The following is a 25,098-nucleotide window of genomic DNA, read 5'->3' on the forward strand; positions in this document are numbered from 1 at the left end:
TATGCCAGAGTGACATACTGATTTTCAAGTAAGTTTATGCATTTAAGTCAGAAACGACTTCTTTATTCTCTTGCTCAGAAGCAGACTCATCATTTACACGTTCGATGTCTGCGCCCAGAGCGGCAAGCTTCTGATGGAAATCAACGTAACCGCGGTCTAAGTGCTTCAATTCAGTAACACGTGTGTGACCTTCAGCCACTAACCCCGCAAGAATCAGCGCTGCACCTGCACGCAAATCAGTCGCTGCAACTTCAGCTCCCTGAAGCTGTACAGGACCGTTAATGATGACAGAACGTCCTTCAATCTTGATATCACCATTCATACGGCGGAATTCTTCCGCATGCATAAAACGGTTTTCAAAAACGGTTTCTGTAATCATGCTTGTGCCGCTTGCACGAAGCAGAAGCGCCATCATTTGTGACTGCATATCAGTCGGGAAGCCCGGGTGAGGCATTGTTTTGATGTCAATCGGTTTAAGTTCTTTCGGGCCGATGACACGCAGACCTTCACCTTCATCCTTAATTGTTACACCCATCTCTTCCATTTTTGCAATTAAAGAGGTGAGGTGTTCAGGAACCGCTCCTTTTACTAATACGTTTCCTTCAGTGATTGCAGCAGCAACCATAAATGTGCCCGCTTCAATACGGTCAGGAATAATATGGTGTTTTACGCCGTGAAGCTTTTCGACTCCTTCAATTTTGATGGTGCCGGTGCCAGCTCCGCGGATTTTTCCGCCCATGCCGTTGATATAGTTTGCTAAATCAACGATTTCGGGTTCTTTTGCCACGTTTTCCAGCGTTGTTGTTCCTTCAGCTAGAGCGGCTGCCATAATCAGGTTCTCTGTAGCTCCTACACTTGGGAAGTCCAGATAAATTTTTGCGCCTTGCAGTCGGCCTTTTACTTCAGCTTCAATGAAGCCATTACCGACTTTGATTTTTGCGCCCATTGCTTCAAAACCTTTTAAATGCTGATCAATCGGTCTGGAACCAATTGCGCATCCACCCGGAAGTGCAACTCTTGCATGACCTGTACGCGCAAGAAGCGGCCCCATGACAAGCACAGACGCACGCATTTTACGAACATATTCAAAAGGTGCTTCAGTTTGCAAAGCGTATGAAGCATTTACAGTCACTTCATTATTTTCAAAATGCACATCTGCTCCTAAATGACGCAACACTTCGTTAATTGTATATACATCGGAGAGCGTAGGTACATCACAAATTACGCTTTTTTCTTCACTTGCTAATAAAGATGCAGCGATAACAGGTAAAACGGCATTTTTAGCGCCTTCAACTTTGACTGTGCCGTTTAACTTCTGACCGCCGCGGACGATGATTTTTTCCAAGGTATTCCCCTCCGCGTCCCTAAATTCTCTATATTAATATTCAGTCGTAACGATTGGTGTGCCAACCGTAACGGTATGTTTTCCGCCCATTCCTGCACTTCTAAGTGCAATTTGCAAATTCATTTTATGTTTCGAGGTCATAATGTACTCTTCCCACTCATCTGTAAACGCAGAAATAGAAACGAAATTTGGCTCAACTACATGTTCTACTGATCTTGCTTGAAATTCATTTAATAACTGATTTGCTTTTTTTTGCAAAACAATATTCATATTATCATCTAAGTGACCATTTAGACAAGTAAAAATAACTACTTTTTCTTGGAATATCCCAAGTGTCTCCCGTTCAAACTGTTCATATGTATCATTCCAGCTATCCGGTGTCTCTAGACTCATTTGCTCATATAATAAATACGAAGTTGGATTGTGTTTTTTGAGGGTTGTGACAAGCTGCAGTCTAAAAGAAGTACGATTTTTTTTGTCAGTATATGTGCCAATTGCCTTTATCATTTTATCTTCCCGTGCAATCACCCAATCATATTGACGATACTCTGATTTTAAACGTTGCACTTTTTGATAAAATTCTTTTTCGGTCAGTGACATGTTTTGTTTTGCATGCAATGTCCACTTATCTATTGACACATCTTGGCGTTCCATCCCCTCTGCCATTTTTGCTAACGGCGTTAATTCACTCGCATGAATGGTATGGAAAACAGCAATGACGAAGCTTAACATGACGGAAATGATAATAGCGTGGCTTACTTGTTTTTTCTTCATGTTCATCTCTCCCCCTTATCCCCAGTTTTACCGGAGGCAAGAGGCGCCATACGTAAAAATCTTCGTCAAAACTCGAGCTATTCGCCTCAACCCGCTTCTCCCAACCATTTAATGATAATAATGTTCAAAACCTATTAAAATAGATAGGGAAGCTGCTGTGAATAATTGAGGTAATCTAAAAAGAAATTGGCAACGGCCGTTCCAATGGCGATTGTCAGCAAAATCATCAGGAGTCTTGCCTGCACGACTTTGCCTTTTTTTATTAACGGATCTATATTGACGGCTTGCAACGCCCACCAAGTCACTGCTATAAAAATCAGGTGAACGACAATGCCGATTGCAGCCTGCTGTCCCAATACACTCATCTATTACACTCCTTTCTCTGCGTTCATACCCTTTCTTATTATATAAGAAGCACAGATAAAGATGATACATTTTATACAGAACGGAATAATCACCCAAATCTAGGGCTAATCCCCGCTTAAAGTGCGATTCTTTTACATGGTATACTTTATTGGAAAGGAGCTGGCAAATGTGAATCATTCTTTTTTTCAGCCTGAAAAGCAATATGGTGAGGACCTGCCAATTTTTGATCAGGAATGGGAAGCAATTGCATTCTATTATGATTATAGACAGTCACAGATTGAAGAACTGAATGAATTGTGTCAGTTTTTTAACATTTCTCTTACTTATACGAGAGAAAGCCTTGAAGAGCTTGAAAACCTCTATTTTCAAAGTATACAAGAACTTTTGCTTGCTGATTGGAATCTTCCTATTGAAGAATTCGAGAAAATGATCAGTGTTTATCTTATAGATTGCGTGATTGCCCGCCATGAAGATGCTGAATGGGTTGTAAAACCTTATCCCTATAAAGACGGCGCTTATACACTTGGCTTTAGAAGACATCGCAAATCGTGGCATACAATGAATGCCTGTGATGGTTTATACCTGCGCCAAAAAGAGGATCGCCCGCTGCTGTCGCTGTTTGATTCTCTTGTTCGTTCATAAAAAAATCCTTCTCATAAAGAGAAGGATTTTTTCTTATTTCCCTGCTACATCCAATCTGTTCAAAGCCCGCTGTAATGCAAGCTCAGCCCGACGAATGTCAGTATCATCTGATTGAGTATTCAAACGCTCCTGCGCCCGCTGGCGTGCAGCTTCAGCGCGCTCTTTATCGATGCCTTCTGCTGTCTCGGCAGCCTGGGCAAGGATGGTGACCTGATCAGGACGGACTTCGACAAATCCGCCGCTGACGGCAACCATTTCAGTCTGCCCGTCTTTTTTCAGACGGACAGCGCCGATTTTAAGAGGAGCCACGGTTGGAATATGGCCTGGCAAAATACCGAGATCGCCGCTTTCGGCTCTCACACTCACCATTTCGATATCCGCATCGTATACTGGGCCGTCGGGAGTAACGATATTGACTTTAACGGTCTTCATGCTTTTACCCTCCTAGGACCAGATTAAACTTCTACACCCATTTCTTTTGCTTTCTCAACAACTTCTTCGATACGGCCTACAAGACGGAACGCATCTTCTGGAAGATGGTCGTATTTACCGGCTAAGATTTCTTTGAAGCCTTGTACCGTCTCTTTTACAGGCACGTAAGAACCTTTTTGTCCAGTGAACTGTTCAGCCACGTGGAAGTTCTGAGAAAGGAAGAACTGGATACGGCGTGCGCGGTGAACGACAAGTTTGTCTTCCTCGCCTAATTCATCCATACCGAGAATCGCAATGATATCTTGAAGCTCTTTGTAACGCTGAAGCGTTGACTGTACTTCACGCGCAACCGCATAATGCTCTTCTCCGACAATTTCAGGAGCAAGGGCGCGTGATGTAGATGCCAACGGATCAACCGCAGGATAAATACCCATTTCAGTTAATTTACGCTCAAGGTTTGTTGTTGCATCCAAGTGGGCGAACGTTGTCGCCGGCGCCGGGTCAGTGTAGTCATCGGCAGGCACGTAGATCGCCTGGATAGATGTAACTGATCCAACGTTCGTAGACGTGATACGCTCTTGAAGCTGACCCATCTCAGTTGCAAGCGTCGGCTGATAACCAACCGCTGAAGGCATACGGCCAAGAAGGGCTGAAACCTCTGAACCCGCTTGTGTGAAACGGAAAATGTTATCGATGAAGAACAGTACGTCCTGTCCTTGTACATCACGGAAGTGCTCAGCCATTGTAAGGCCTGTCAAAGCAACACGCATACGTGCGCCCGGCGGCTCGTTCATTTGTCCGAATACCATGGCTGTTTTGTTGATTACGCCAGAGTCACTCATTTCGTAGAAAAGGTCGTTCCCTTCACGAGTACGCTCTCCTACGCCGGCGAATACAGAGATACCGCCGTGCTCTTGCGCGATGTTGTTGATTAATTCCTGGATTAATACAGTTTTACCTACACCGGCACCACCGAACAATCCGATTTTACCACCCTTAATGTAAGGAGCAAGCAAATCAACAACTTTAATACCTGTTTCAAGAATTTCAACTTCTGTTGAAAGCTGATCGAATGAAGGCGCCTGTCTGTGAATCGGATCCTTTTTCGCATCCGCAGGAACCGGCTCATTCAAATCAATATTTTCTCCGAGAACGTTAAATACACGTCCAAGTGTTACATCACCAACCGGTACTGAGATTGGCGCTCCTGTATCTACAGCTTCCATACCGCGCTGAACACCATCTGTAGATGCCATTGCGATTGTACGGACTGTATCATCACCTAAATGAAGAGCGACCTCAAGCGTTAAATCAATACCTACTTCGTTTTCACTTGCAGCTGGCTGTGAAATTTTAATCGCATTATAAATTTCAGGCAAGTGACCGTCTTCAAAACGCACGTCGACGACCGGTCCTAATACCTGGCTAACGCGTCCTTTCTTCATCGCTATCCCTCCTGACAAAATCTTTCTATTCTAAAGCGGCTGCTCCGCCGACAATTTCTGTTATTTCTTGTGTGATGGCTGCTTGGCGAGCGCGGTTGTAAGAAAGCGAAAGTGAATCGATAAGTTCCTTCGCGTTGTCTGTCGCATTTTTCATCGCCGTCATTCTTGCAGCGTGCTCACTTGCTTTACTGTCAAGAAGCGCACCGAAGATTAAGCTTTCTGCATATTGAGGAAGCAAAACCTCCAGAACCTCCTCTTCAGATGGTTCAAATTCATAAGACGCCGTTCTTTTTCCGCCGCCGCTGCCCAAATCAGATAACGGCAGAAGTTTTTTCTCCGTTACTTCTTGAGTAATGGCGCTGACAAAATGGTTATAAACAAGGTGCAATTCATCAAACGCACCGTCTATAAACATTTGAATCGTTTGACGGGCAAGATCTTTAATTTCTGTAAACGTTACTTCATCCCCAAGTCCTGTTAACTCGGAAATGATCGGAATCTCCCGTTTCTTAAAGAAATCACGGCCCACTCTTCCGATGGCAATCACCGCATACTCATCCTTAGACTGATGACGTTCTTGCATGGCCTGATAAGCACTCCGTAAAACCGAACTGTTAAAAGCGCCGGCAAGACCGCGGTCAGACGTAATGACAAGGTATGCCGTTTTTTTCACTTCTCTGCTGAGAAGCATCGGGTGCTTCACGTTGCCGGAAACTCTTCCGACGTTTGACACAACCTCTTGGATTTTATCCATATATGGCACAAATGATTTTGCATTGTTTTCAGCACGATTCAGCTTAGCCGCAGATACCATCTGCATGGCTTTTGTAATCTGACTTGTTTTTTTCGTTGACGTGATCCTTGACTTAATATCGCGTAATGAGGCCAAAGATTTCACCACCTTTTCTCTTCATCTGCGTAAAAAGAGAGAAAAAGAGAACCTTTTTCTCTCATCAGCATTCGAGTTAGTTGCTTGGTGCAAATGTGCGTTTGAAGCCTTCGATTGCAGCTTTGAAGTCTTCATCAGCAGGAAGGTTTCCTGTTTTCGCAATTCCGTCAAGCAGGTCTTTATGGTTTTGGTCAAGGTACATGTAGTACTCTTCTTCAAAACGTCTGATATCCGCCACAGGAATATCATCGAGATATCCTTTTGTCAGCGCATAAAGAATGGCTACTTGCTTTTCAACCGGAAGCGGCTTGTTCAGATCCTGCTTCAGCACTTCAACTGTACGCGCACCGCGGTTCAGTTTTGCCTGAGTCGCTTGGTCGAGGTCAGAACCGAATTGAGCGAATGCTTCCAGCTCACGGTATGACGCAAGGTCAAGACGCAAAGTACCTGATACTTTTTTCATCGCTTTGATTTGCGCTGAGCCGCCGACACGGGATACAGACAATCCGGCGTTGATCGCTGGACGTACGCCTGAGAAGAACAAATCAGATTGCAGGAAGATCTGTCCGTCGGTGATGGAAATGACGTTCGTCGGAATATAAGCAGAGATATCTCCGGCTTGTGTTTCTACGAACGGCAGAGCTGTAATTGATCCTGCGCCTTTCGCGTCGCTAAGCTTTGCTGCACGCTCAAGCAGACGGGAATGAAGATAGAATACATCCCCAGGGAACGCTTCACGGCCTGGCGGACGGCGAAGAAGCAAGGACAGCTCACGGTAAGCGGCCGCTTGTTTAGAAAGATCATCGTATACAACAAGAACGTGCTTGCCGTTGTACATAAATTCTTCTGCCATTGTAACCCCAGCATACGGTGCCAGGTACAGAAGCGGTGCCGGCTGTGAGGCAGACGCCGTTACAACAATTGTATAATCAAGCGCGCCGTGTTTACGCAATGTTTCTACTACGCCGCGGACTGTTGATTCTTTTTGGCCGATCGCAACATATACGCAGATCATGTCTTGGTCTTTTTGGTTCAGGATCGCATCGATCGCAACAGATGTTTTACCTGTTTGACGGTCACCGATGATCAGCTCACGCTGGCCGCGGCCGATTGGAATCAGTGCATCGATCGCTTTGATACCGGTTTGAAGCGGTTCATGAACGGATTTACGGTCCATAACGCCTGGTGCAGGGCTTTCAATCGGACGAGTTTTGCTTGTAAGGATCGGGCCAAGTCCGTCTACCGGTTGGCCTAGCGGGTTTACAATACGGCCGATTAACTCTTCACCAACAGGAACCTCCATGATGCGGCCTGTTCTTTTTACTTCGTCTCCCTCACGGATCTCACTGAAAGGTCCTAAGATGACGATACCTACGTTTGATTCTTCAAGGTTTTGAGCCATACCCAAAACACCGTTTGAAAATTCGACAAGTTCACCGGCCATACAGTTGTCAAGGCCGTGCACACGTGCAATACCGTCACCGACTTGGATGACTGTACCTACGTCTTGAACTTCAATATCAGATTGATAATTTTGTATTTGCTGTTTTATCAGCGTGCTAATCTCTTCAGCTTTGATGCTCACTTAGGTTTCACCCCTTCTATCGATTTTCCCCGGCTAATTGACGTTCGATGCGCTGAAGCTTCCCGCTTACGCTGCCGTCATAAATCCGGTTTCCAATGCGGACTTTAATGCCGCCTATTAAATCCGTCTGCACTTCATTTCTGATTCTCAGTGAAGCGACTCCGGCTTTTTTTGCAAACACTTGTGATAATGGTAACATTTCTGCATCCGTCAGCGGTTTCACTGAATATACGATTGCGTCTTCTGTTTGACGGGCCACATTTGCGAGTTTGATAAACTCATCTGTGAGCTCAGGGACAATCGCGGCACGATGGCGGTCAATCAAAAGAAAAATCGTATTGAGTACGGACTGTGACAAAGAGCCAAATGCATTTTGAATCAGCTCTTTTTTCTTCGCAGCCGGCACCTTCGGATGGTTCAACACATCATTAAGCGCTTTTTCATTTTGAAATACTTGTTTTACAACAATTAGCTCTTCTTCTACTTGATTCAGCTGAGCGGACTCATTGGCTATATCAAAAAGAGCTGATGCATATCGTTTAGAGACAGCTGATCCACTCATCGGCTTTCTCCTACCTCTTTAAGATAGTCCTGGATCAATTTCTCTTGCGCTTGTTCATCCAGTTCTTTTTCGATCACTTTCGACGCAATCATGACAGAAAGAGACGCTACTTGCTCACGGAGAGCAGAAACCGCCTGTTCTTTTTCCTTCACGATTTCAGTTCTTGCTGCTTCTTTCAGACGTTCAGATTCTGCACGTGCAGCCTGAATAATCTCTTCTTTTTGCTTCTCTCCCAGTTTCTTTGCGTTTTCGATAAGAGTTTGGGATTCCTGTCTTGCTTCTTTTAAAAGAACGCGCTGCTCTTCAATCAGCTGCTGCGCTTCTTTATTTTTTTCTTCAGCAGACGTAATTTCTCCAGCGATGTGGTCTTCACGCTGTTTCATTATGTTTAATAGCGGCCCTAAAGCGTATTTCTTCAGAAGCGCTAATAAGATTAACATAGCTAACAGTTGGAACAGGATATCTCCGCCGTTAAACGACAATCCTAGTTCAAGTGGTAATTGAGACATCTACTACGGCAACTCCCTTCTGCAGGTTTTTCTTTGCTGATCCAGCAGCCGCACTTGTCTCTTTTCAGCCGGCAAGGCGGGATGCTTATCAGACATAAAGCAATGGCGAAGGTTCTCTTGGAATGATCTTCGCCATTTTTAGTTCATATAAGGCTTTTATGCTTAGCCAAAGAACGCTAAGAATGCGATAACGACAGCGATAATAGGAAGGGCTTCAACTAATGCGATACCCATGAACATAAGAGTTCTCAGTTCTTTACCTGCTTCCGGCTGACGGGCAATCCCCTCTACCGTACGTGAAACAATCAAACCGTTACCAATACCTGCACCAAGTGCGCCTAAACCAATTGCAATCGCAGCTGCTATTAAATTCATGAAAAAGTTCCTCCTTTAAAATGTTATCCGTTTGGATATAATGTTTTAATGATCATGACTGATTTTATGAGACATGTACACCATCGTCAGCATTGTAAAGATAAATGCCTGGATAGCACCAATAAATAAACTGAATGCTTGCCATGCCAGCATCGGCAGAATGGCACCGATTGTACCGACAAGACCGAGAGCCACGCTTTGCGAATAATGGCTTGTTGCTAATCCCGCAAGCAGGCCGAGAAGAATCTCACCGGCGAAGATGTTACCATACAGCCGCAAACCTAGAGTCAGCGTATTCGCAAACTCTTCGATGATTTTCATCGGGAGCATGAATGGAACAGGTCTTAAATAGTCTTTGGAATATTCCTTGAGCCCTTTCATCTTCACACCATAGTAGTGGGTTAAAGCAACAACCATCACGGCTAGCGTTAATGTAATGGCAGGATCGGCTGTCGGAGACTTCCACCAGAGCTCATGTCCGATTGTAATAGAGAACGGCAGCCCCAGCATATTCGACACAAATATGTACATCAGCAATGTGACACCAAGTGCCAAGAAGTTAGCCCCTGTTTTTAAATCCATTGTACTGCCAATAATATTGCGGACGAAATCAACAATCCATTCCATAAAGTTCTGGGCTTTTCCGGGACGGATCGAAAGCGTTCTTGTCGTCAATATAGCAATCAATAAAACAATCACACTCGCCACAGTAATCATCAGAATGTTTGTCAGATTAAAAGTAAGACCTAGAAATTCTATAGTTCTGTAACCATGATTCAAAGGGTTTTCACCTCTCTTCCATTGATGAACGTTTAAGCTGGATAAAGGAATCTATCATAATGACAGGGTATATTGTCATTAATCCAATAACTGTACTTGCCATATGAAAATATCCGGGATTTTTATAGGCAACAGCCACAGCAAGAATCGCATTGCACCACCGCGCTGCGCTCCCGAGAGATCGTATGGACTTTCCTTTCTCAACAGCTCTGTCAAAAGCATTCATTCTTCTGACGAGCAGTAAAAAATTAAACAAACTGAAAACAGTTCCCAGAATAAGGCCTAAAAAAACGGTTTTATACGCTGTTAAACCATAACCCAGTACATACACTGCCAAAATGAACAATAAATATTTGCGTTGTCTGCTAAATGTAAGCTTGGGATCGTCCATCAATTATCTGTCTCCTGATGAAAAAATAATGTATAGCTTGGATACGGCAAAAATCAGCGGTTAACCCTTAGTAGAAGACCTTTTTTGACCGGCAAAACGGGCCTGTTCGAAAAAATCATTCATCCGCAAGCCTTGCAGGGATGCTGTTTCATTCGCTTAAATAAATCCTCATAATACGGGTTTGCTGAGAGGATTTACATTGAGGATGAGGACTATAATGAAAGCTATGAAAACCTTCTCATAATACCCTCGTTTAGCATACAATAGCCCCTAACATGTGTCAATCTGTTTAAAGTTAAAAAACTTTTTATACTTTACGTCTCCACAGAATGTTCACAATTTCACCTATAATTGTATACAGATTCACCGAATAGCAAAAAACTGGATAAAAAAATGAAACCCCCTTTTGGGGATTTCACTTTTTTATTTTGTTCCAAACATGCGGTCACCCGCATCTCCGAGACCTGGAACAATATATCCTTTTTCATTTAATTTTTCATCTAGCGCCGCAATGTAAATATCAACGTCCGAATGATGCTTCTGCAATTCTTCCACACCCTCCGGCGCTGCTACAAGACACATGAAACGGATATTTTTCGCACCGCGTTTTTTAAGGCTGTGAATGGCTTCAACTGCGGAACCGCCCGTAGCGAGCATCGGATCAACTACGATGAATTCACGCTCTTCCACATCAGAAGGAAGCTTGACATAGTATTCCACGGGTTTTAAGGTTTCTGGATCACGGTAAAGGCCGACATGTCCCACTTTTGCCGCAGGAATCAGCTTTAAAATGCCGTCAACCATTCCCAATCCTGCTCTGAGGATAGGAACCACTCCGAGTTTTTTCCCTGAGATGACTTTCGATTTCGCAGCCTGAACCGGTGTATTGATATCCACTTCTTCCAGAGGAAGATCGCGGGTAATTTCAAATGCCATGAGTGTAGCCACTTCATCTACTAACTCTCTAAAATCCTTCGTACCTGTATTTTCATTCCGTATATATGTCAGCTTGTGCTGAATTAAAGGATGATCAAATACATAAACCTTTCCCATACTGTGTTTCAGCTCCTTTTTTATTGTCCCATCAACAATTACACACTTCTATTGATTCTACAAAAAAAGACATTGAGTTTCAAGAACATCGTCAAAAAAACCGCCGGGCATAAGCCCAAGCGGGTTTTAGGATCTTAATAATCTAATTCTTTATATAAAGGAAATTTATCAGTCAGAGCAGCAACACGCTGTCTTGCTTCTTCAAGTTTTCCTTCATCTTCGTGGTTTTTCAATGCAAGCGCAATGATAGCACCGACTTCTTCTAATGCGTCTCCGTCAAAACCGCGGCTGGTTACAGCAGCTGTACCAAGACGGATGCCGCTTGTTACGAAAGGTTTTTCAGGATCATATGGAATCGCGTTTTTGTTAGACGTAATACCAATTTCATCAAGTACATGCTCCGCAACCTTACCAGTCAGTCCGAGCGAACGAAGGTCAACAAGGATAAGGTGGTTGTCTGTTCCGCCTGAAACGAGCTGGATGCCCTCTTTCGTTAAGGCTTCAGCCAGACGTTTCGCGTTTGAAATGACGTTTTGTGCATATGTTTTGAAATCGTCCTGCAATACTTCACCGAATGAAACAGCTTTTGCGGCAATAACGTGCATCAGAGGGCCGCCTTGAATTCCAGGGAAGATCGATTTATCAATTTTCTTGCCAAACTCTTCACGGCAAAGGATCATACCGCCGCGAGGACCGCGAAGTGTTTTATGTGTTGTTGTTGTAACGAAATCAGCGTAAGGAACCGGGTTTGGATGAAGGCCTGCCGCAACAAGTCCTGCGATATGTGCCATATCCACCATGAAGTAAGCGCCGACTTCATCAGCAATTTCACGGAATTTCTTAAAGTCGATTGTACGAGGATACGCACTTGCTCCTGCTACGATAAGCTTCGGTTTATGAGCGAGGGCTTTTTCACGCACGTCATCGTAATCAATATATTGAGTTTCTTTATCTACGCCGTACTCAACAAAGTTATATTGAACACCGCTGAAGTTGACTGGGCTTCCGTGTGTTAAATGGCCGCCGTGGGAGAGGTTCATCCCAAGTACAGTATCGCCTTGCTCCAAAATCGTGAAGTACACTGCCATGTTTGCTTGCGCGCCTGAATGAGGCTGAACGTTTACATGCTCCGCTCCAAAGATTTCCTTCGCGCGGTCACGGGCGATATCTTCAACGACATCGACGTGCTCGCATCCGCCGTAGTAGCGTTTGCCCGGATATCCTTCTGCGTATTTATTTGTCAAAACAGATCCTTGTGCTTCCATAACCGCTTCACTTACAAAGTTCTCAGAAGCAATCAATTCGATCTTAGTCTGTTGGCGTTCACGCTCATTTTTAATGGCGTTAAACACTTGTTCGTCTTGCGCAGGTAAATGTTTCATCAGCGAGATCCTCTCCTATCCGTATCCTGTTCTTTGTTTTTACCATCACTATTGTACATGGTTTTTAAGGCCGATGTAAAAGATTATTTTTAAAAAATCTAAATTTTTATTGGTAAAAACGAATATTGATAACTTAAATTTAATTTAAAGTTCGGAATTTATTTCACTGTCTTAAAATAAAAGAAAAGACTGGCTATGCAGTCCTTTCATTCGCACTCATAAACCGCCCGCACTCCGCCGATTAGTTTCGGCCGTGTACGCGCCAATGTCACATGAGCTGAACCGAGGCTGTTTTGAGAGACACGCACAGGGACAGCCACCGGCTTCAGATGCATGCCGATAAACGTATCGCCTATATCAATTCCGGCGTCAGCCTGAATGGTTTCAACAAGAACAGGAGACTTCATCTGCTTAAACGCATAAGACGCCATCGCTCCGCCCGCTTTTGGAACGGGCACGGCAGAAACGGTTGGAAGCCTGAACAGCTTGGCTGTTTCTGCTTCGACGACAAGCGCTCTGTTCAAATGCTCGCAGCATTGGAACGCCAGATGGATTCCCGTTTTTTCCCGAAGCTCGGCAAGTCCGCTGTAGATGCTTTCAGCGATATCTACACTGCCCGATGTGCCGATCCGGCTGCCGGCCACTTCGCTCGTGCTGCATCCAAGGACGAAGAGCTGATCTTGTTTCAATTCCGCTTGGTCCTGAAACTCAGACAGCATCGTCTTCCACGTTTGTTTCAACTCATTCATTAAACAGCACCCCTACAGGTTTTTCTCTTCATAATCTGAGATTTTTCCAATACGCGTTTGGTGTCTTCCCCCGGTAAACTCAGTAGTCAGCCAGATTTTTGCGATTTCCCGAGCCAAACCAGGTCCGATCACCCGTTCACCCATCGCAAGGATGTTTGTGTCATTATGCTCCCTCGTCGCCTTCGCGCTGAAGGTATCGTGCGCAAGCGCACAGCGAATCCCTTTTACTTTATTAGCGGAAATGCTCATGCCGATGCCTGTCCCGCAAATTAAAATGCCTCTGTCAACTTCGCCGCTAACCACTTTTTCGGCCACCGGAAAAGCATAATCCGGATAATCGACAGAGCCGCTGCCGCAGTCACAGCCCATATCAATATATTCAATTTGCAATTCGTCCATTAACTCTTTGATTTCATTTCGAATGTGAACGCCGCCATGATCCGATGCAATGGCTACTTTCATCTGCTTTTCCTCCCAGCGTGTGTGATGCGGCCCGCCCGCTTTATTGACCGCGCAGCCTGTCCGCTCTTTGATTCACACCATATGATGTGCTTTTCACTATATTCTACTCCTTCACGCAGGATTTGCAAATGACCTGTTTGCAGATTTTCTGACAACTTATCTGCGGTCTTTTTTCAGCTGTTTTGCCAGCTGCCGAAGAAGCTCTTCAAGCTCATCTCGCGTTTGTTTATAGATGTCAATTGAGCCGCCGAACGGATCGATGACATCACCATGGCTGCCTGTGACATATTCTTTTAACGTAAACACTTTATCACGATAACGTCCAAATTGGCTGGCAATGATCTGTTTGTGCTGATGGGTCATAGCCAGAACCAAATCAGCCGATTCCATAAGTTCTTCAGTTAATGGAGAAGACACATGATTAAGGGCAATGTGTTTTTCAAACAGCGCTTCGACTGCATGAGGCGTCGCTTTCCCATTAGGTGAAGCAAACACGCCTGCCGAGCGGACATTGACATTCAGCCCTTCCATTTCTGCAATTGATTTAAAAAGCGCCTCAGCCATTGGGCTGCGGCACGTATTTCCAGTACAGACAAAAATAATATCCATGTCAGTCACCCCTTATTTTTCTCTATTATATATGAAGAAAAAAGAAACGGCGACTTCGTTTCTTTTATTGGTATATTAAATTGGCAAAAGCAGCTTTAATCCAAACGCGATTAATATGATGCCCCCGAGCGCTTCGCTGTATGTGCCAAGCCATGACTGCACTTGTTTTCCTACCAGCAGGCCCAGCCATGTCAACATCATGCTGAACAGCCCGAACAGGGTAATTGTGAGGAGCGGATGCGAGCCGTATATCCCCAAGCTCAAGCCGACGGAAAAGCTGTCAAGGCTGACACCGATGGCAAACAGCAATAAGCCCGGCCCTGCCGGTGACATGAATCGTTCTTCTGACTGTTTAAAAGAGGCCATAAGCATTTGAACCCCAAGAACAAAAAGCAGCGCCCCACCGATATAAACCGCTAACACGCCGAGGAGCCCTGACAGCATGTTACCGGCCGCCATCCCTGCGAGAGGCATGATGACGTGAAAGAGGCCGATGATGAAACCAATATAGAATATCTGCTTCTTTCTAAGTTTGACCATGCCCATTCCAAGGCCGACAGAAAAAGCATCCATCCCTAAAGCAAACGCCATGATGCTTAATGTAATCAGTTCGCCTATAAACAAATCCGACATACATAAATAACCCCCTTGGACACGCCCCGCTTTTTTAGCCTATGCGTGTCCAAAAAGGGTTAGAACATCTGACTGCTTTCAGCGAATCACTCTTCCTCCGGCGGCTTTCATCAGCCTGTTCATAATAGCAAGACCGACACCTGTATCCGGAAAGGATTCCGCTATAATGAAATCCACCTTATTCTCATCAAAGCTGCGCAAAGCATCATACAGCCCTGCCGCAACAGTCTCAAGCTGAGCCCGTCTTCCGCAGCTCTTCACATAATCAGCGGAATAAACGCCCGCGTTTTCTTCTGTCGTCAGGACACCGACCCGTCTTCCGCCCTGTTGATATTCTTGAATGAGGTGCTGAATGCGCTCTGGGCTGCCTTCGCAAATGGCAAGAGGCGCTGTCGGCGCATAATGTGTATATTTCATCCCTGGAGAAATCGGCTTCTCGTTTTGATCGCTGAGCCCTTTATCCACATGGATCGGCCCGATCACGGCCTCAATTTGTTCCTTCGTAATGCCGCCCGGACGCAGGAGAACAGGGATGTCGTCCGCACATGAAAGCACAGTTGATTCGACCCCGATTCCGGTAGGGCCTCCATCCATAATACCGGCTATGCGGCCATCCAAGTCGTGAGCCACATGCTCCGCTTTTGTGGGACTTGGCTTGCCTGATAGATTGGCGCTCGGTGCTGCAATCGGCAGTCCCGATTCGCGAATCAATGCAAGGGCAAGCGGATGATCCGGCATTCTAATGGCAACCGTTTCAAGACCTGCCGTTACACGAGGTGAAAGCGCATCAGGTTTGCAAGGCAGAATGAGCGTAAGTGCTCCCGGCCAAAACCGTTTCATCAATGTTTTCGCCTTTTCCGGCGCCGGGCCCGTTAAATCCTCAAGCTGGCTGATATCCGCAATGTGGACAATCAGGGGATTATCGCTCGGCCGCCCTTTCGCCTCATATATTTTTTTGACGGCATCCGTATTTTTTGCGTTTGCGCCTAGGCCATATACTGTTTCTGTCGGAAAGGCAACGACCTCATTTTCTCGGAGCAAAGCGGCTGCTTGTGCAATTTGTGGATCATTTGTGGATAACTCGTCAGTTACATCCACAAACCATCTTTTCGTTTTCATTTCTGACCAAACTCCTTATTCACAACAATAAAACGATTGTTTTACGCGTGTAATCCTTTTGAAAGTATAAAAGATGTCCTGTAATAAAACAAGCGTTATCCACAAATTGTGGACAACGCTAATAAAGAAGTGGATAAGTATGTGTATAAACTGCACTTATCCAGACGCTTTTTTCATCAAAACGGCTCCTTCTGTTTGCCGCGATTCACAGAAGTGATCAGAAGAAAACAGCTCCTCCGGTACACTCTCAGCTCTTTCAAAACCCATGGCCGTCAGAAAGTCCGCAGAGGAATGCTGATTTGCTACTAGGTACACGGTTTTGATCTGATGCTTTTCGCACAGCACCTCCATGCTTTGAAAAAGCGTGACGATGTGGCCTTGGTGAAGCTTGTCCGATATGACAAGTGATCGCAGCAGCCCCTGGTCACAGCTTATTTTTTCAATACCGAGGCATCCGGCAATGTTTTTCTCACTGTCCTCCAGCATAAGAAATTGAGTGAAGCCTTCTTTCACGCCTTCATAGCTGGTTTTTGCCTGTTTTAAAAATGCCTCGAGCACATCTCCGTCTTTTTCCCTTGCCACCCGCAGTTGATAAAACATCCGTTCACCCCGTTTTTGCGTTCTTTCTTCCAATCTATGAGGCAAATCTATTTTTAGACCAGATGATTAGGAAAAAAGGTCGGAAATCCATTCGACTAAAAAGAATTTCACTTCTGTGCCGTCTTCTTTTTCTTCGTTCTCTTCTTTTTTGGCTTTTTCCGCTTTAGCGGTTACGTCCTCAAGCACTTTTTCAGTCTGCTTTTTTGAGGCTTCTTTATCTTCTTGTTCTTTGACGGCTTCCCCGTTAGAAAAATCGAGAAAGCAGAGGGGCGGGAACAGCACACACCACCAGTTGGCTCCGTCTCCATTTCCAAGCGTAATCAAAATCGCTTCATACTCACCGGCGGGATATACCATGTTGCCGTAAAGCTTTGTCGGAAACGAGATTTTGTCAAAATCAACGGATATCGACTGATTCGCTCCTTCTTTCTCCATTGTTTCCTTTGCAATTGCTTTGATTTCAGGCAGCTTTGAACGAATCACGCGACGCGCTTCTTCAATAGAAGTAATATCCTTTACCCAAGTTGTGATTTCTTTATTCACCGCGTCTCTTATATGACGTTTTAATTGCTGATCTTGGTCACTATCGCTGTTTGCCAATATTCTCAGACGAATCGCCTGATCCGGTATGACCACCGGCTGATTTTCCGATTTCTGTGCCGTCTCTTCTTTTGCCAGCCCTACGAGCGCTCCAGATAGTAAAAGAAAGATATATATACAAATGATTACTGTTTTTTTCATCGGTCCCCACCGTTCCTCTCCGTGCTTTGTTTCTAGCCCTATTATGGACAAGGATAGCCGGGGGTAAACGTGCAGGGTGAAAAAAATCTAGCAAGCTGTTAATCTTATTTATGGTACGATAGTGTTTTAGGAGGTTTAAGATGAAATACAATTATACAGTGCTGTTATCAGCATTCACGATGTCCGTTCTTTATTCAGTAATTTATATTCATTCATTTATCATTGCCGCTCTCATCACAATGGCATTTTATTTTCTGTTTCCTTATTTGATCTTCGCACTGCCGCTTCAAATCATGATGAATAAAAAGCCGAAACGGTTCAGCCCTTTGTATCTGCTGTATTACCTTGCCGCTGCTTTTATTGCCAACGCGATCATATTCGGCGTGCTTCAGCCTTCGGGACAATCTTTGTTTCAAAATACAGCCTTCTATCTTTTCGCTGTATTAACAGCTCTTATCTATTGGATATGGGATTCTGTTTTACTGCAAAAAAAGGAAGCCTAAGAGGCTTCCTTTTTTATTAAAACAAAATCGTCAGCAAATAACATAGAATGGAAGGTATCGCCGCAACAAAGAAAACGGCCGCCATTTTCATGCGAGATGTACGGCCTTCTTTGGTTTCTGAATGGTAGTTTGCCCGCTGATCGCTTCCGCTTACAGCCAAACCCGATGTAATGATCGCGAGCCCCACTAAAACGAGAGACGCAACGCCAAAAATCGCTTCATATGAAAGAGCCTGCGGAAAAATGGTGCCAATCATGCTCTCAATCGCAATGAGCAGGATTCCTGCTGTCAGGGCCTTTTTCATGTTTACATCCCCTTTGCTGGTGTTAAACAGCTTGATCCATTCACTCGCCAGCAAGCTGCTTATTTATTTTTATGAATCAGAGCGCATATGGTTCTGTCTTTTCCATTAATATCTTTCAGCACTTCCACTTCCGCTCCCTTAAACGCCTTGAGGATCAGGTCTTTGACCGCCGCTCCCTGGTTCCAGCCGATTTCAAAAACGACAAATACTTTATCCTTCATGACAAGCGGAATGTCTTCCATAAACCGCTTATAAAATTTCAGCCCGTCTCCGCCATCGGTGAGAGCGTGCAGCGGCTCATGAAAACGGACAATTTCCGATAAATCAGCCATTTCTTCCTCTGAAATATATGGCGGGTTTGAGACAATGATATCCGCTTTTTTTCCCGCCTTAATAAAAGGCTCAAGCAGATCGCCCTGATAAAAGCGCACATTTGCTCCGAGTTTTTCTGCATTGGCAGAGGCGACTTGCAGCGCCTCTTTCGAAATATCGACCGCCGACACAGAAAAGCTTTGGTTTTCAAGCGCAAGCGTGACGGCTATTGCGCCGCTCCCTGTACCAACGTCAACAACTTCGAGCTTGCCGTCTTCAGAAAAGACACTCCGATATTTTTCAAGCAAATGAAAGACAACTTCTTCAGTTTCCGGCCGCGGGATCAGCACATCATCATTCACCATAAATTCCCGTCCATAAAAAAACTCTTTTCCTATAATGTATTGAACCGGCACGCCCTCTTTATGCATCTCAACGTGACGCTTAAAGCGATACAGTTCGTCTTCACCAATCGGTTCCTGTAAGCTTGCGAGCAGTTTGCTTCTCTCCATTCCGGTATCATAAAGCAATAGGAGCTCGGCCGCATTTTCTTCTCTTCCCGCTTCGGTTAAATAAGAAGAAGCCCATTTCAGGGCTTCGAATATCGTCTTCATCTTAACCTTCCGACTGCTGAAGCTTGCTTGCCTGATCTTCAACAATCAGCGCTTCAACCACTTCGTCAAGTTTTCCTTCAAGAATCTGATCAAGCTTTTGAATCGTCAAACCGATTCTGTGATCCGTCACACGGTTTTGCGGGAAGTTGTATGTGCGGATACGTTCAGAGCGGTCACCAGATCCGACTGCTGATTTCCGTGTTTGATCATATTCAGCCTGGGCTTCCTGCTGAAATTTATCATAGATTCTGGCACGGAGAACCTTCATTGCTTTTTCTTTGTTCTTAATTTGAGATTTTTCATCCTGGCATGATACAACTACACCTGTCGGCAAGTGAGTCAGACGAACCGCAGACATTGTTGTGTTAACGCTTTGTCCGCCCGGTCCGCTTGAAGCAAACGTATCGACACGGATATCCTTCTCATGGATGTCAACCTCTACCTCTTCTGCCTCAGGAAGACATGCCACTGTTGCAGTGGATGTATGGATACGGCCGCCGGATTCCGTTTCCGGAACACGCTGCACGCGGTGGGCGCCGTTTTCATATTTGAGTTTAGAATACGCGCCGCTTCCTGTAATCATAAAGATGATCTCTTTGTAGCCGCCCGTTCCGGTTACATTCGCTTCCATGACCTCTGTTTTCCAGCCTTGAAGCTCAGCATAACGGGAATACATTCTGTACAGGTTGCCCGCGAATAAAGCGGCTTCCTCGCCTCCCGCAGCCCCGCGGATCTCCATGATAACGTTTTTGTCGTCATTAGGATCTTTCGGGATCAGGAGCACCTTCAGCCGTTCTGACAGTGTTTCCGTTTCCTTCTGAAGTTCAGAAATCTCTTCCTTCACCATGTCGCGCATCTCAGCGTCCAGCTTCTCTTCAAGCATCGCTTTTGCATCAGCCAGCTGTTCTGACGCATCTCTGTATTGTCTATATACGTCAACTGTTTCTTGTATATCAGATTGCTCTTTTGAATATTCTCTTAGCTTTTTCGGATCGTTGACTACTTCTGGATCGCTTAAAAGCTCATTTAATTTCTCGTATCGTTCTTCAATTGATTTTAAACGGTCTAACACGGTCTTCACCTCTGTTTTCCTGTGCGTAACATTCTCATTATAGTATAGTGATTAACCCCAGTCAAAAGCATTTCAATCCCAGCTGGAAAAGCTCCCTCTGCTATACTGGAATTCGAGGAGGGATGATGTTGCTGAAATCCATACATCATATTGCAATCATATGTTCAGATTACGAAAAGTCGAAAGCTTTCTACGTACATAAGCTTGGTTTTCAGGTGATTCAAGAAACGTACCGCGAAGAGCGCGGCTCCTATAAGCTTGATTTGTCGCTTAACGGCTCGTATGTCATTGAGCTGTTCTCGTTTCCCGATCCGCCCGAACGACAAACCCGGCCTGAAGCCGCAGGCCTGCGTCACCTCGCCTTTACAGTCGGCAGCTTGGATAAGGCGGTTCAGGAGCTTCATGAAAAAGGAATCGAAACAGAGCCAATCAGAACAGATCCGCTGACCGGCAAGCGTTTCACCTTCTTTTTTGATCCTGACCAGCTTCCATTAGAACTGTATGAACAATAACAGTTTTTGAAGAAAAAAAGGAGATACCCACTTTCTTTGCCGAATCTTTTCTTGTTTTGTCTAACGGGAAGGGAACCGCATTCTATGGTCGAATACCTAGCTTAAAAGGAGGTATGGGATCATGAATACAAATATGGTAGCAAGTGAACTCGGCGTCTCCGCAAAAACGGTGCAGCGGTGGGTGAAGCAGCTGAATCTTCCGGCCGAACGCAATGAGCTCGGACACTATTCGTTCACGGCAGAAGACGTGAAGGTTCTAAAATCCGTTCAAAAACAAATCTCTGAAGGCACGGCGATTCAGGATATTCATCTGCCGAAAAGCGCTAAAAAGCGCACAGGCTTCCTTGTCCAAAAAACAAGTAGCGACACAGAACGAAGAATCGAGCAGCTTGAACAAAAGCTGGACACCCTTTTACAGCAAAGGCAGGACGAAAGCGAATTGATGGCAAGGATGTCGGAACTGGAACGCCAGCTGAAACAAAAAGCCGATGAAGGTGTATCTTACCAGCTGCTTCAGCACCGCAGAGAAATCGATGATATTCTTGCAGATCTGCAATCACTGACCTCACAAATGAAAGAATTCACCGCTCATTCGATCCCCGAGACTGCTGCTGCTTCTGAAAAAACCAAAACAAGAAAAAAACCGCTGCTGTCACTGTTCAAATTTCAAACCTAAAGCAAAAAGCTCCCTTAAAGGGAGCTTTTTTTGTTACGCAGTAAGCGCGATAATGATTGGAAGTGAAATCAATGACAGAATCGCACTGACCACAAACGCAGTTGCAGTTTCTTCTTCTTGTTTCTCGAAACGAGTCGCAATCATGGCTGCAACGGCAGAACCAGGGAATGCAACAAGAAGGATTGCTTTTGTTGTTTGGTCAGCCGGAAGTCCGATAGCAAGAGCAATCAGGAACATTAACGCAGGCTGAACCGCAACTTTTAGTAACGCAATACCGATAGCCGGCATACTGAGTTTAATTTTACGAATACCAACGGTAACACCAACAGCGAAGAGAGCAACACCAGATGTTGTGCTTCCAAGCTGATCAAGCATTTTAACACCCAGCTCAGGAAGAGTGAAATTGAAAACCAGCACCAAGATCATACTGATTAACGGAGCAGCTGCAAGCGGCTCACAAAGACCATGCAGGATTGATTTTCCTGTCATCTTCCAGAAGCTGTCGCCACTCTCTTCGTTTTTCTTAGAAGACTCACCAACAGTAGCGATAATGATCGCGAGCGGATCAAGAATCGCGTTAACCACGATACCTGTGACCGCGATCGGAATCGCAACTTCATTCGCTCCGAATAAGCTTCCCAATACCGGGATACCCATAAATGCGAATGTCGGCTGTGCAGAGTTCAAAGAAAATACAGATGAGTTCGTTAAATCATACTTGAATATAAATCTGCAAACCAAAAGAATGATGATATAGAAACCAACAATCCCAATAATTAAAGAAATCATTAAAGGTACTTGTGATAAAAATTCACTTCTGGAAGTTGTCAAAATACCAGCGATAAAGTGAGCTGGAAGTGCGTATTTCGTTACTAACGTACTTACCCCTTTTGCCGACTTGGCATCATAACTTCCAAAATGTCCTGCAAACCAACCCAGCACGATAACAAAGAAGATCGGCGCCAGGAGGATTAAGATATCTAAGATGCTCAAAATATTCTCCTCCAAATCCTATGTCCGTATACTTTAGCTTTACAAAAAGCTTTCCCTCGGACAGAAAAATTTACTCGCTAATTATTTCGCGATGACTTTTTTGTATTCAGGTGTCCACATTGCATCAAGTACCGCTTGTTTCACATCTTCAGGCTGACGATTTGCCACGCCGTCTTTAATTGCTGCTTCAGCAACGGCAATCGCAACTTGGATAGAAACCTCTTGAAGCTTATCAATGCTTGGAAGCAATCCTGCTCCAGGTGTTTCAAGATCAACCATTTCAGCAATCGCATCAGCAGTTGCAGCAAACATAGCAGGTGTAATGATACGCGCTTCAGCTACAATTGAACCAAGTCCAAGACCAGGGAACGCGAATGCGTTGTTAGATTGTCCGATTTCATAAGAAACACCGTTGTATTCTACATTGTCAAATGGGCTTCCTGTTGCAATAAGCACTTTTCCGTCAGTCCATTTGAACAGATCTTCAGGAACAGCTTCAGCAAGGTGAGTCGGGTTAGACATCGGCATGATAACCGGACGGTCTACGTGAGATGCCATTTCTTTTACAATTTCCTCTGTGAATGCACCTGAAACCCCTGAAGTACCAATCAAGATTGTTGGTTTCGCTTGACGAACAACTTCATCGAATGGAATTTGACCTTTTTCATCGCGCTTCCAGTCTTTCACTTCATCCGCATTGCGAAGGTAAGGTTTTTGGAAATCAAGGATGCCTTCGATGTCTTCAGTCAGCAAGCCTCTGTAATCAAGTGTGTAGAAACGTTTGTTAGCTTCTTCTTCAGATAATCCGGCTAGCACCATTGTGTCACGGATTTGGTCAGCAATACCGATACCAGCAGAACCAGCACCGAAGATAACAACACGCTGATCTTTAATAGAAGCGCCGGTTTTCTTCATAGCGGCAAGCACACCTGCAAGTGTAATCGCACCAGTACCTTGAATATCATCATTAAATGTCAGGATTTCATGATTGTATTTTTTCATGATGTTGCGTGCATTTTTGTTGCCAAGGTCTTCCCAGTGAAGAAGCGCTTTAGGGAAGAATTTCAATGCAGCTTTTACATAAGCGTCAATGAAAGCTTCGTAGCGTTCACCTTGAACACGTTCATGCTTGTTACCAATATATAAAGGATCGTTTAGAAGTTTTTCGTTGTTCGTACCGACATCAAGCACAACCGGGATAACACGGCTAGGGTCAATACCAGCTGCAGCAGTGTAGACAGCCAATTTACCGATTGCAATATTAATACCGCCTACACCCCAGTCACCGATACCGAGAATGCTTTCGGAGTCAGTAGCAACGATAAGATCAATATCGCCTGCTGTCGCATGAAGGTTTTCAAACGCTTTTTCAATACCGTCAATGTTATCGATTGACAAGTAGATTCCTTGAGGTCTTCTATATTCATGGCTGTATTCCTGAATCGCTTCACCAACTGTTGGCGTGTACACAACAGGAAGCATTTCGCGAAGATGGTTTTTCAGCAATTTATAGAAAAGAACTTCGTTACGGTTTGCAAGATCACTTAAGTAAACATTTTGACGAAGGCGGTCAGGCTGCGCTTGGAATTGCTCGTACGCGCGTTGTGCTTGTTGATCAAGAGAAAGTACAGTTGGCGGCAGAAGCCCTTCTAAGCCGAGTTCTTGTCTTTCTTCTAGTGAAAAAGCAACGCCTTTATTTAAAGTAGGAATAGATAAAACTTCTTTTCCTCTAAGAGTTGTTTCTAAGTGGCCTTCTTTCGTTTTTTTTATGTTATTCAAGCAAATCTCCTTCTTTCTTGAAATAGTTAACCAAGTTAAGTAATAACCCATCTAAAATATGACCGATCATGATCTTTATGCGACTTTGTGACAATTATTCGAACAATGTCTCAAAACTATTTACATTACGTAAGCTATTGTATGCCTGTCAAAATCAAAATTCAAGGGAAGAAAATTACTTAATTTTTTAATATACTTATTTAAATTTTTTAATTGCATATTATCAGAATATAAAAAAAACACCGGTGTTTTTAGCCGGTGCATTCTATCTTTATACCCATGTTTTGGACTATTTTTTAGATTTACCTGGGACTTCGTGATGATGTCTGCATCTTGCTTCATATGATTCAGATGCACCAACCAAAATGACCGGATCATCGTAAGAAGCAGGTTTGCCGTCAATGAGGCGCTGTGTTCTGCTCGCCGGTGATCCGCAAACAGAACAGACGGCTTGCAGCTTTGTCACACTTTCCGCAATCGCCATGATATTCGGGACGACACCGAACGGCTCTCCCCTAAAATCCATATCAAGGCCTGCTGCTATCACACGGTAGCCTTTATCGGCAAGAGATGATAAAACCTCAACAATTTCCTGATCAAAAAACTGCACTTCATCAACCGCAATCACATCTGTACTTTCACTGATGTGATCCCAAATGTCCGCAGCAGACGAAATGGCATAGCTCGTCATCGATGTTCCATTATGGGAGACAACAGCAGCTTCGCTGTATCGGTTATCAATTACAGGCTTAAATACCCTGACTTCCTGCTTGGCATAAGTTGCTCTCTTCACTCTTCTGATCAGCTCTTCAGATTTCCCCGAGAACATGCTGCCGCAAATCAGCTCAAGCCACCCGCTTTGTTTCATTATGTACATAGGCTTCGCTCCC

Annotated in this window: 31 protein-coding genes; 4 read left to right on the forward strand and 27 right to left on the reverse strand. The window is 44.6% G+C overall.

Features of this window, described 5'->3' with window-relative positions; translation table 11 throughout:
* Nucleotides 1–34: 34 nt before the first annotated feature.
* From murA to NSQ12_RS19490, 3 genes are all read right to left on the reverse strand, one after another.
* Entirely contained in the window at nt 35–1,345 is a 1,311-nt protein-coding gene (murA, locus tag NSQ12_RS19480) for a UDP-N-acetylglucosamine 1-carboxyvinyltransferase (protein ID WP_029726057.1), read from the reverse strand.
* Between the two features lie 33 nt (nt 1,346–1,378).
* A complete protein-coding gene (locus tag NSQ12_RS19485) occupies nt 1,379–2,119 on the reverse strand; it encodes a YwmB family TATA-box binding protein (protein ID WP_032727046.1) in 741 nt (246 codons plus the stop codon).
* A gap of 134 nt (nt 2,120–2,253) precedes the next feature.
* Nucleotides 2,254–2,484, reverse strand: coding sequence for a DUF1146 family protein (locus NSQ12_RS19490; protein WP_003227691.1), 231 nt, complete (start codon nt 2,482–2,484; stop codon nt 2,254–2,256).
* Nucleotides 2,485–2,653: 169 nt separating this feature from the next.
* Between NSQ12_RS19490 and NSQ12_RS19495 the strand changes: the two genes are divergently transcribed.
* Complete coding sequence (locus NSQ12_RS19495; RefSeq protein WP_043940215.1) at nt 2,654–3,127, forward strand: hypothetical protein; 474 nt, start codon at nt 2,654–2,656, stop codon at nt 3,125–3,127.
* A 33-nt stretch (nt 3,128–3,160) separates the two neighbouring features.
* Here NSQ12_RS19495 and NSQ12_RS19500 read toward each other — a convergent pair whose 3' ends face one another.
* From NSQ12_RS19500 to spoIIR, 18 genes are all read right to left on the reverse strand, one after another.
* Nucleotides 3,161–3,559, reverse strand: a complete 399-nt coding sequence (locus tag NSQ12_RS19500; RefSeq protein ID WP_021480810.1) for a F0F1 ATP synthase subunit epsilon — start codon at nt 3,557–3,559, stop codon at nt 3,161–3,163.
* 23 nt (nt 3,560–3,582) lie between these two features.
* A complete protein-coding gene (gene atpD / locus NSQ12_RS19505; RefSeq protein WP_003227686.1) occupies nt 3,583–5,004 on the reverse strand; it encodes a F0F1 ATP synthase subunit beta in 1,422 nt (473 codons plus the stop codon).
* Between the two features lie 25 nt (nt 5,005–5,029).
* On the reverse strand, nt 5,030–5,893 hold the full coding sequence (gene atpG, locus NSQ12_RS19510) for an ATP synthase F1 subunit gamma (protein WP_003244388.1): 864 nt from the start codon (nt 5,891–5,893) through the stop codon (nt 5,030–5,032).
* 76 nt (nt 5,894–5,969) lie between these two features.
* Nucleotides 5,970–7,478, reverse strand: coding sequence for a F0F1 ATP synthase subunit alpha (gene atpA / locus NSQ12_RS19515; RefSeq protein WP_003243657.1), 1,509 nt, complete (start codon nt 7,476–7,478; stop codon nt 5,970–5,972).
* A gap of 16 nt (nt 7,479–7,494) precedes the next feature.
* Complete coding sequence (locus NSQ12_RS19520) at nt 7,495–8,040, reverse strand: F0F1 ATP synthase subunit delta (RefSeq protein WP_003243176.1); 546 nt, start codon at nt 8,038–8,040, stop codon at nt 7,495–7,497.
* Entirely contained in the window at nt 8,037–8,549 is a 513-nt protein-coding gene (gene atpF, locus NSQ12_RS19525) for a F0F1 ATP synthase subunit B (protein ID WP_003244051.1), read from the reverse strand. The genes NSQ12_RS19520 and atpF overlap by 4 nt, the downstream gene beginning before the upstream one ends.
* Before the next feature lie 162 nt (nt 8,550–8,711).
* Nucleotides 8,712–8,924 carry a F0F1 ATP synthase subunit C gene (gene atpE, locus NSQ12_RS19530; protein ID WP_003151167.1) on the reverse strand — a complete coding sequence of 71 codons (213 nt, stop codon included), beginning with the start codon at nt 8,922–8,924 and terminating at the stop codon, nt 8,712–8,714.
* Between the two features lie 45 nt (nt 8,925–8,969).
* Nucleotides 8,970–9,704 (reverse strand): F0F1 ATP synthase subunit A, encoded by a 735-nt coding sequence (gene atpB, locus NSQ12_RS19535; protein WP_003242621.1) that lies wholly within the window; start codon nt 9,702–9,704, stop codon nt 8,970–8,972.
* A gap of 7 nt (nt 9,705–9,711) precedes the next feature.
* The gene (gene atpI / locus NSQ12_RS19540) at nt 9,712–10,095 is read right to left on the reverse strand and encodes an ATP synthase subunit I (protein WP_015251014.1); all 384 of its coding nucleotides are present in this window, start codon (nt 10,093–10,095) and stop codon (nt 9,712–9,714) included.
* Nucleotides 10,096–10,518: 423 nt separating this feature from the next.
* Nucleotides 10,519–11,148 carry a uracil phosphoribosyltransferase gene (gene upp, locus NSQ12_RS19545; protein ID WP_003227670.1) on the reverse strand — a complete coding sequence of 210 codons (630 nt, stop codon included), beginning with the start codon at nt 11,146–11,148 and terminating at the stop codon, nt 10,519–10,521.
* 134 nt (nt 11,149–11,282) lie between these two features.
* Nucleotides 11,283–12,530, reverse strand: coding sequence for a serine hydroxymethyltransferase (gene glyA / locus NSQ12_RS19550; RefSeq protein ID WP_003227669.1), 1,248 nt, complete (start codon nt 12,528–12,530; stop codon nt 11,283–11,285).
* A gap of 206 nt (nt 12,531–12,736) precedes the next feature.
* Nucleotides 12,737–13,279: a TIGR01440 family protein gene (locus NSQ12_RS19555; protein WP_003227667.1), complete on the reverse strand. Its 543-nt coding sequence runs from the start codon at nt 13,277–13,279 to the stop codon at nt 12,737–12,739.
* A 12-nt stretch (nt 13,280–13,291) separates the two neighbouring features.
* Nucleotides 13,292–13,741 carry a ribose 5-phosphate isomerase B gene (gene rpiB, locus NSQ12_RS19560; RefSeq protein WP_003221910.1) on the reverse strand — a complete coding sequence of 150 codons (450 nt, stop codon included), beginning with the start codon at nt 13,739–13,741 and terminating at the stop codon, nt 13,292–13,294.
* Between the two features lie 156 nt (nt 13,742–13,897).
* Entirely contained in the window at nt 13,898–14,350 is a 453-nt protein-coding gene (gene prpB, locus NSQ12_RS19565) for a protein arginine phosphatase PrpB (protein WP_014481190.1), read from the reverse strand.
* Between the two features lie 75 nt (nt 14,351–14,425).
* Nucleotides 14,426–14,983, reverse strand: coding sequence for a manganese efflux pump MntP family protein (locus NSQ12_RS19570; protein ID WP_042975495.1), 558 nt, complete (start codon nt 14,981–14,983; stop codon nt 14,426–14,428).
* 78 nt (nt 14,984–15,061) lie between these two features.
* Nucleotides 15,062–16,102, reverse strand: coding sequence for an L-threonylcarbamoyladenylate synthase (locus tag NSQ12_RS19575; protein ID WP_019712588.1), 1,041 nt, complete (start codon nt 16,100–16,102; stop codon nt 15,062–15,064).
* Nucleotides 16,103–16,258: 156 nt separating this feature from the next.
* On the reverse strand, nt 16,259–16,702 hold the full coding sequence (locus NSQ12_RS19580) for a hypothetical protein (RefSeq protein ID WP_003244265.1): 444 nt from the start codon (nt 16,700–16,702) through the stop codon (nt 16,259–16,261).
* Nucleotides 16,703–16,768: 66 nt separating this feature from the next.
* Nucleotides 16,769–17,443 (reverse strand): stage II sporulation protein R, encoded by a 675-nt coding sequence (spoIIR, locus tag NSQ12_RS19585; RefSeq protein WP_003227654.1) that lies wholly within the window; start codon nt 17,441–17,443, stop codon nt 16,769–16,771.
* Nucleotides 17,444–17,583: 140 nt separating this feature from the next.
* Between spoIIR and NSQ12_RS19590 the strand changes: the two genes are divergently transcribed.
* Nucleotides 17,584–17,946: a UPF0715 family protein gene (locus tag NSQ12_RS19590; protein WP_014478265.1), complete on the forward strand. Its 363-nt coding sequence runs from the start codon at nt 17,584–17,586 to the stop codon at nt 17,944–17,946.
* Nucleotides 17,947–17,962: 16 nt separating this feature from the next.
* Here the strand turns inward: NSQ12_RS19590 and NSQ12_RS19595 are convergent, their stop codons facing one another.
* Genes NSQ12_RS19595 through prfA form a run of 3 tightly spaced genes read right to left on the reverse strand, consistent with a single transcriptional unit; the run spans nt 17,963 to nt 20,248 of the window.
* Nucleotides 17,963–18,250 (reverse strand): DUF5316 family protein, encoded by a 288-nt coding sequence (locus NSQ12_RS19595; RefSeq protein ID WP_116315750.1) that lies wholly within the window; start codon nt 18,248–18,250, stop codon nt 17,963–17,965.
* A gap of 59 nt (nt 18,251–18,309) precedes the next feature.
* The gene (gene prmC / locus NSQ12_RS19600; protein WP_021480814.1) at nt 18,310–19,176 is read right to left on the reverse strand and encodes a peptide chain release factor N(5)-glutamine methyltransferase; all 867 of its coding nucleotides are present in this window, start codon (nt 19,174–19,176) and stop codon (nt 18,310–18,312) included.
* A 1-nt stretch (nt 19,177) separates the two neighbouring features.
* Entirely contained in the window at nt 19,178–20,248 is a 1,071-nt protein-coding gene (gene prfA / locus NSQ12_RS19605; protein WP_003227645.1) for a peptide chain release factor 1, read from the reverse strand.
* Between the two features lie 125 nt (nt 20,249–20,373).
* Between prfA and NSQ12_RS19610 the strand changes: the two genes are divergently transcribed.
* Both NSQ12_RS19610 and racA read left to right on the forward strand, forming a co-directional pair.
* Nucleotides 20,374–20,760, forward strand: coding sequence for a VOC family protein (locus NSQ12_RS19610; protein WP_003227644.1), 387 nt, complete (start codon nt 20,374–20,376; stop codon nt 20,758–20,760).
* Between the two features lie 121 nt (nt 20,761–20,881).
* Nucleotides 20,882–21,436 carry a chromosome-anchoring protein RacA gene (racA, locus tag NSQ12_RS19615; RefSeq protein WP_003227642.1) on the forward strand — a complete coding sequence of 185 codons (555 nt, stop codon included), beginning with the start codon at nt 20,882–20,884 and terminating at the stop codon, nt 21,434–21,436.
* Nucleotides 21,437–21,469: 33 nt separating this feature from the next.
* Here racA and NSQ12_RS19620 read toward each other — a convergent pair whose 3' ends face one another.
* The 3 genes from NSQ12_RS19620 to NSQ12_RS19630 form a co-directional block, all read right to left on the reverse strand.
* A complete protein-coding gene (locus NSQ12_RS19620) occupies nt 21,470–22,429 on the reverse strand; it encodes an AEC family transporter (RefSeq protein ID WP_003242497.1) in 960 nt (319 codons plus the stop codon).
* An 81-nt stretch (nt 22,430–22,510) separates the two neighbouring features.
* Nucleotides 22,511–24,208 carry an oxaloacetate-decarboxylating malate dehydrogenase gene (gene malS, locus NSQ12_RS19625; RefSeq protein ID WP_003244309.1) on the reverse strand — a complete coding sequence of 566 codons (1,698 nt, stop codon included), beginning with the start codon at nt 24,206–24,208 and terminating at the stop codon, nt 22,511–22,513.
* Between the two features lie 289 nt (nt 24,209–24,497).
* The gene (locus tag NSQ12_RS19630; RefSeq protein WP_014478269.1) at nt 24,498–25,085 is read right to left on the reverse strand and encodes a thymidine kinase; all 588 of its coding nucleotides are present in this window, start codon (nt 25,083–25,085) and stop codon (nt 24,498–24,500) included.
* Between the last annotated feature and the right edge of the window lie 13 nt (nt 25,086–25,098).

The sequence above is a fragment of the Bacillus sp. PS95 genome (assembly GCF_037963565.1).
Classification (GTDB): domain Bacteria; phylum Bacillota; class Bacilli; order Bacillales; family Bacillaceae; genus Bacillus; species Bacillus subtilis.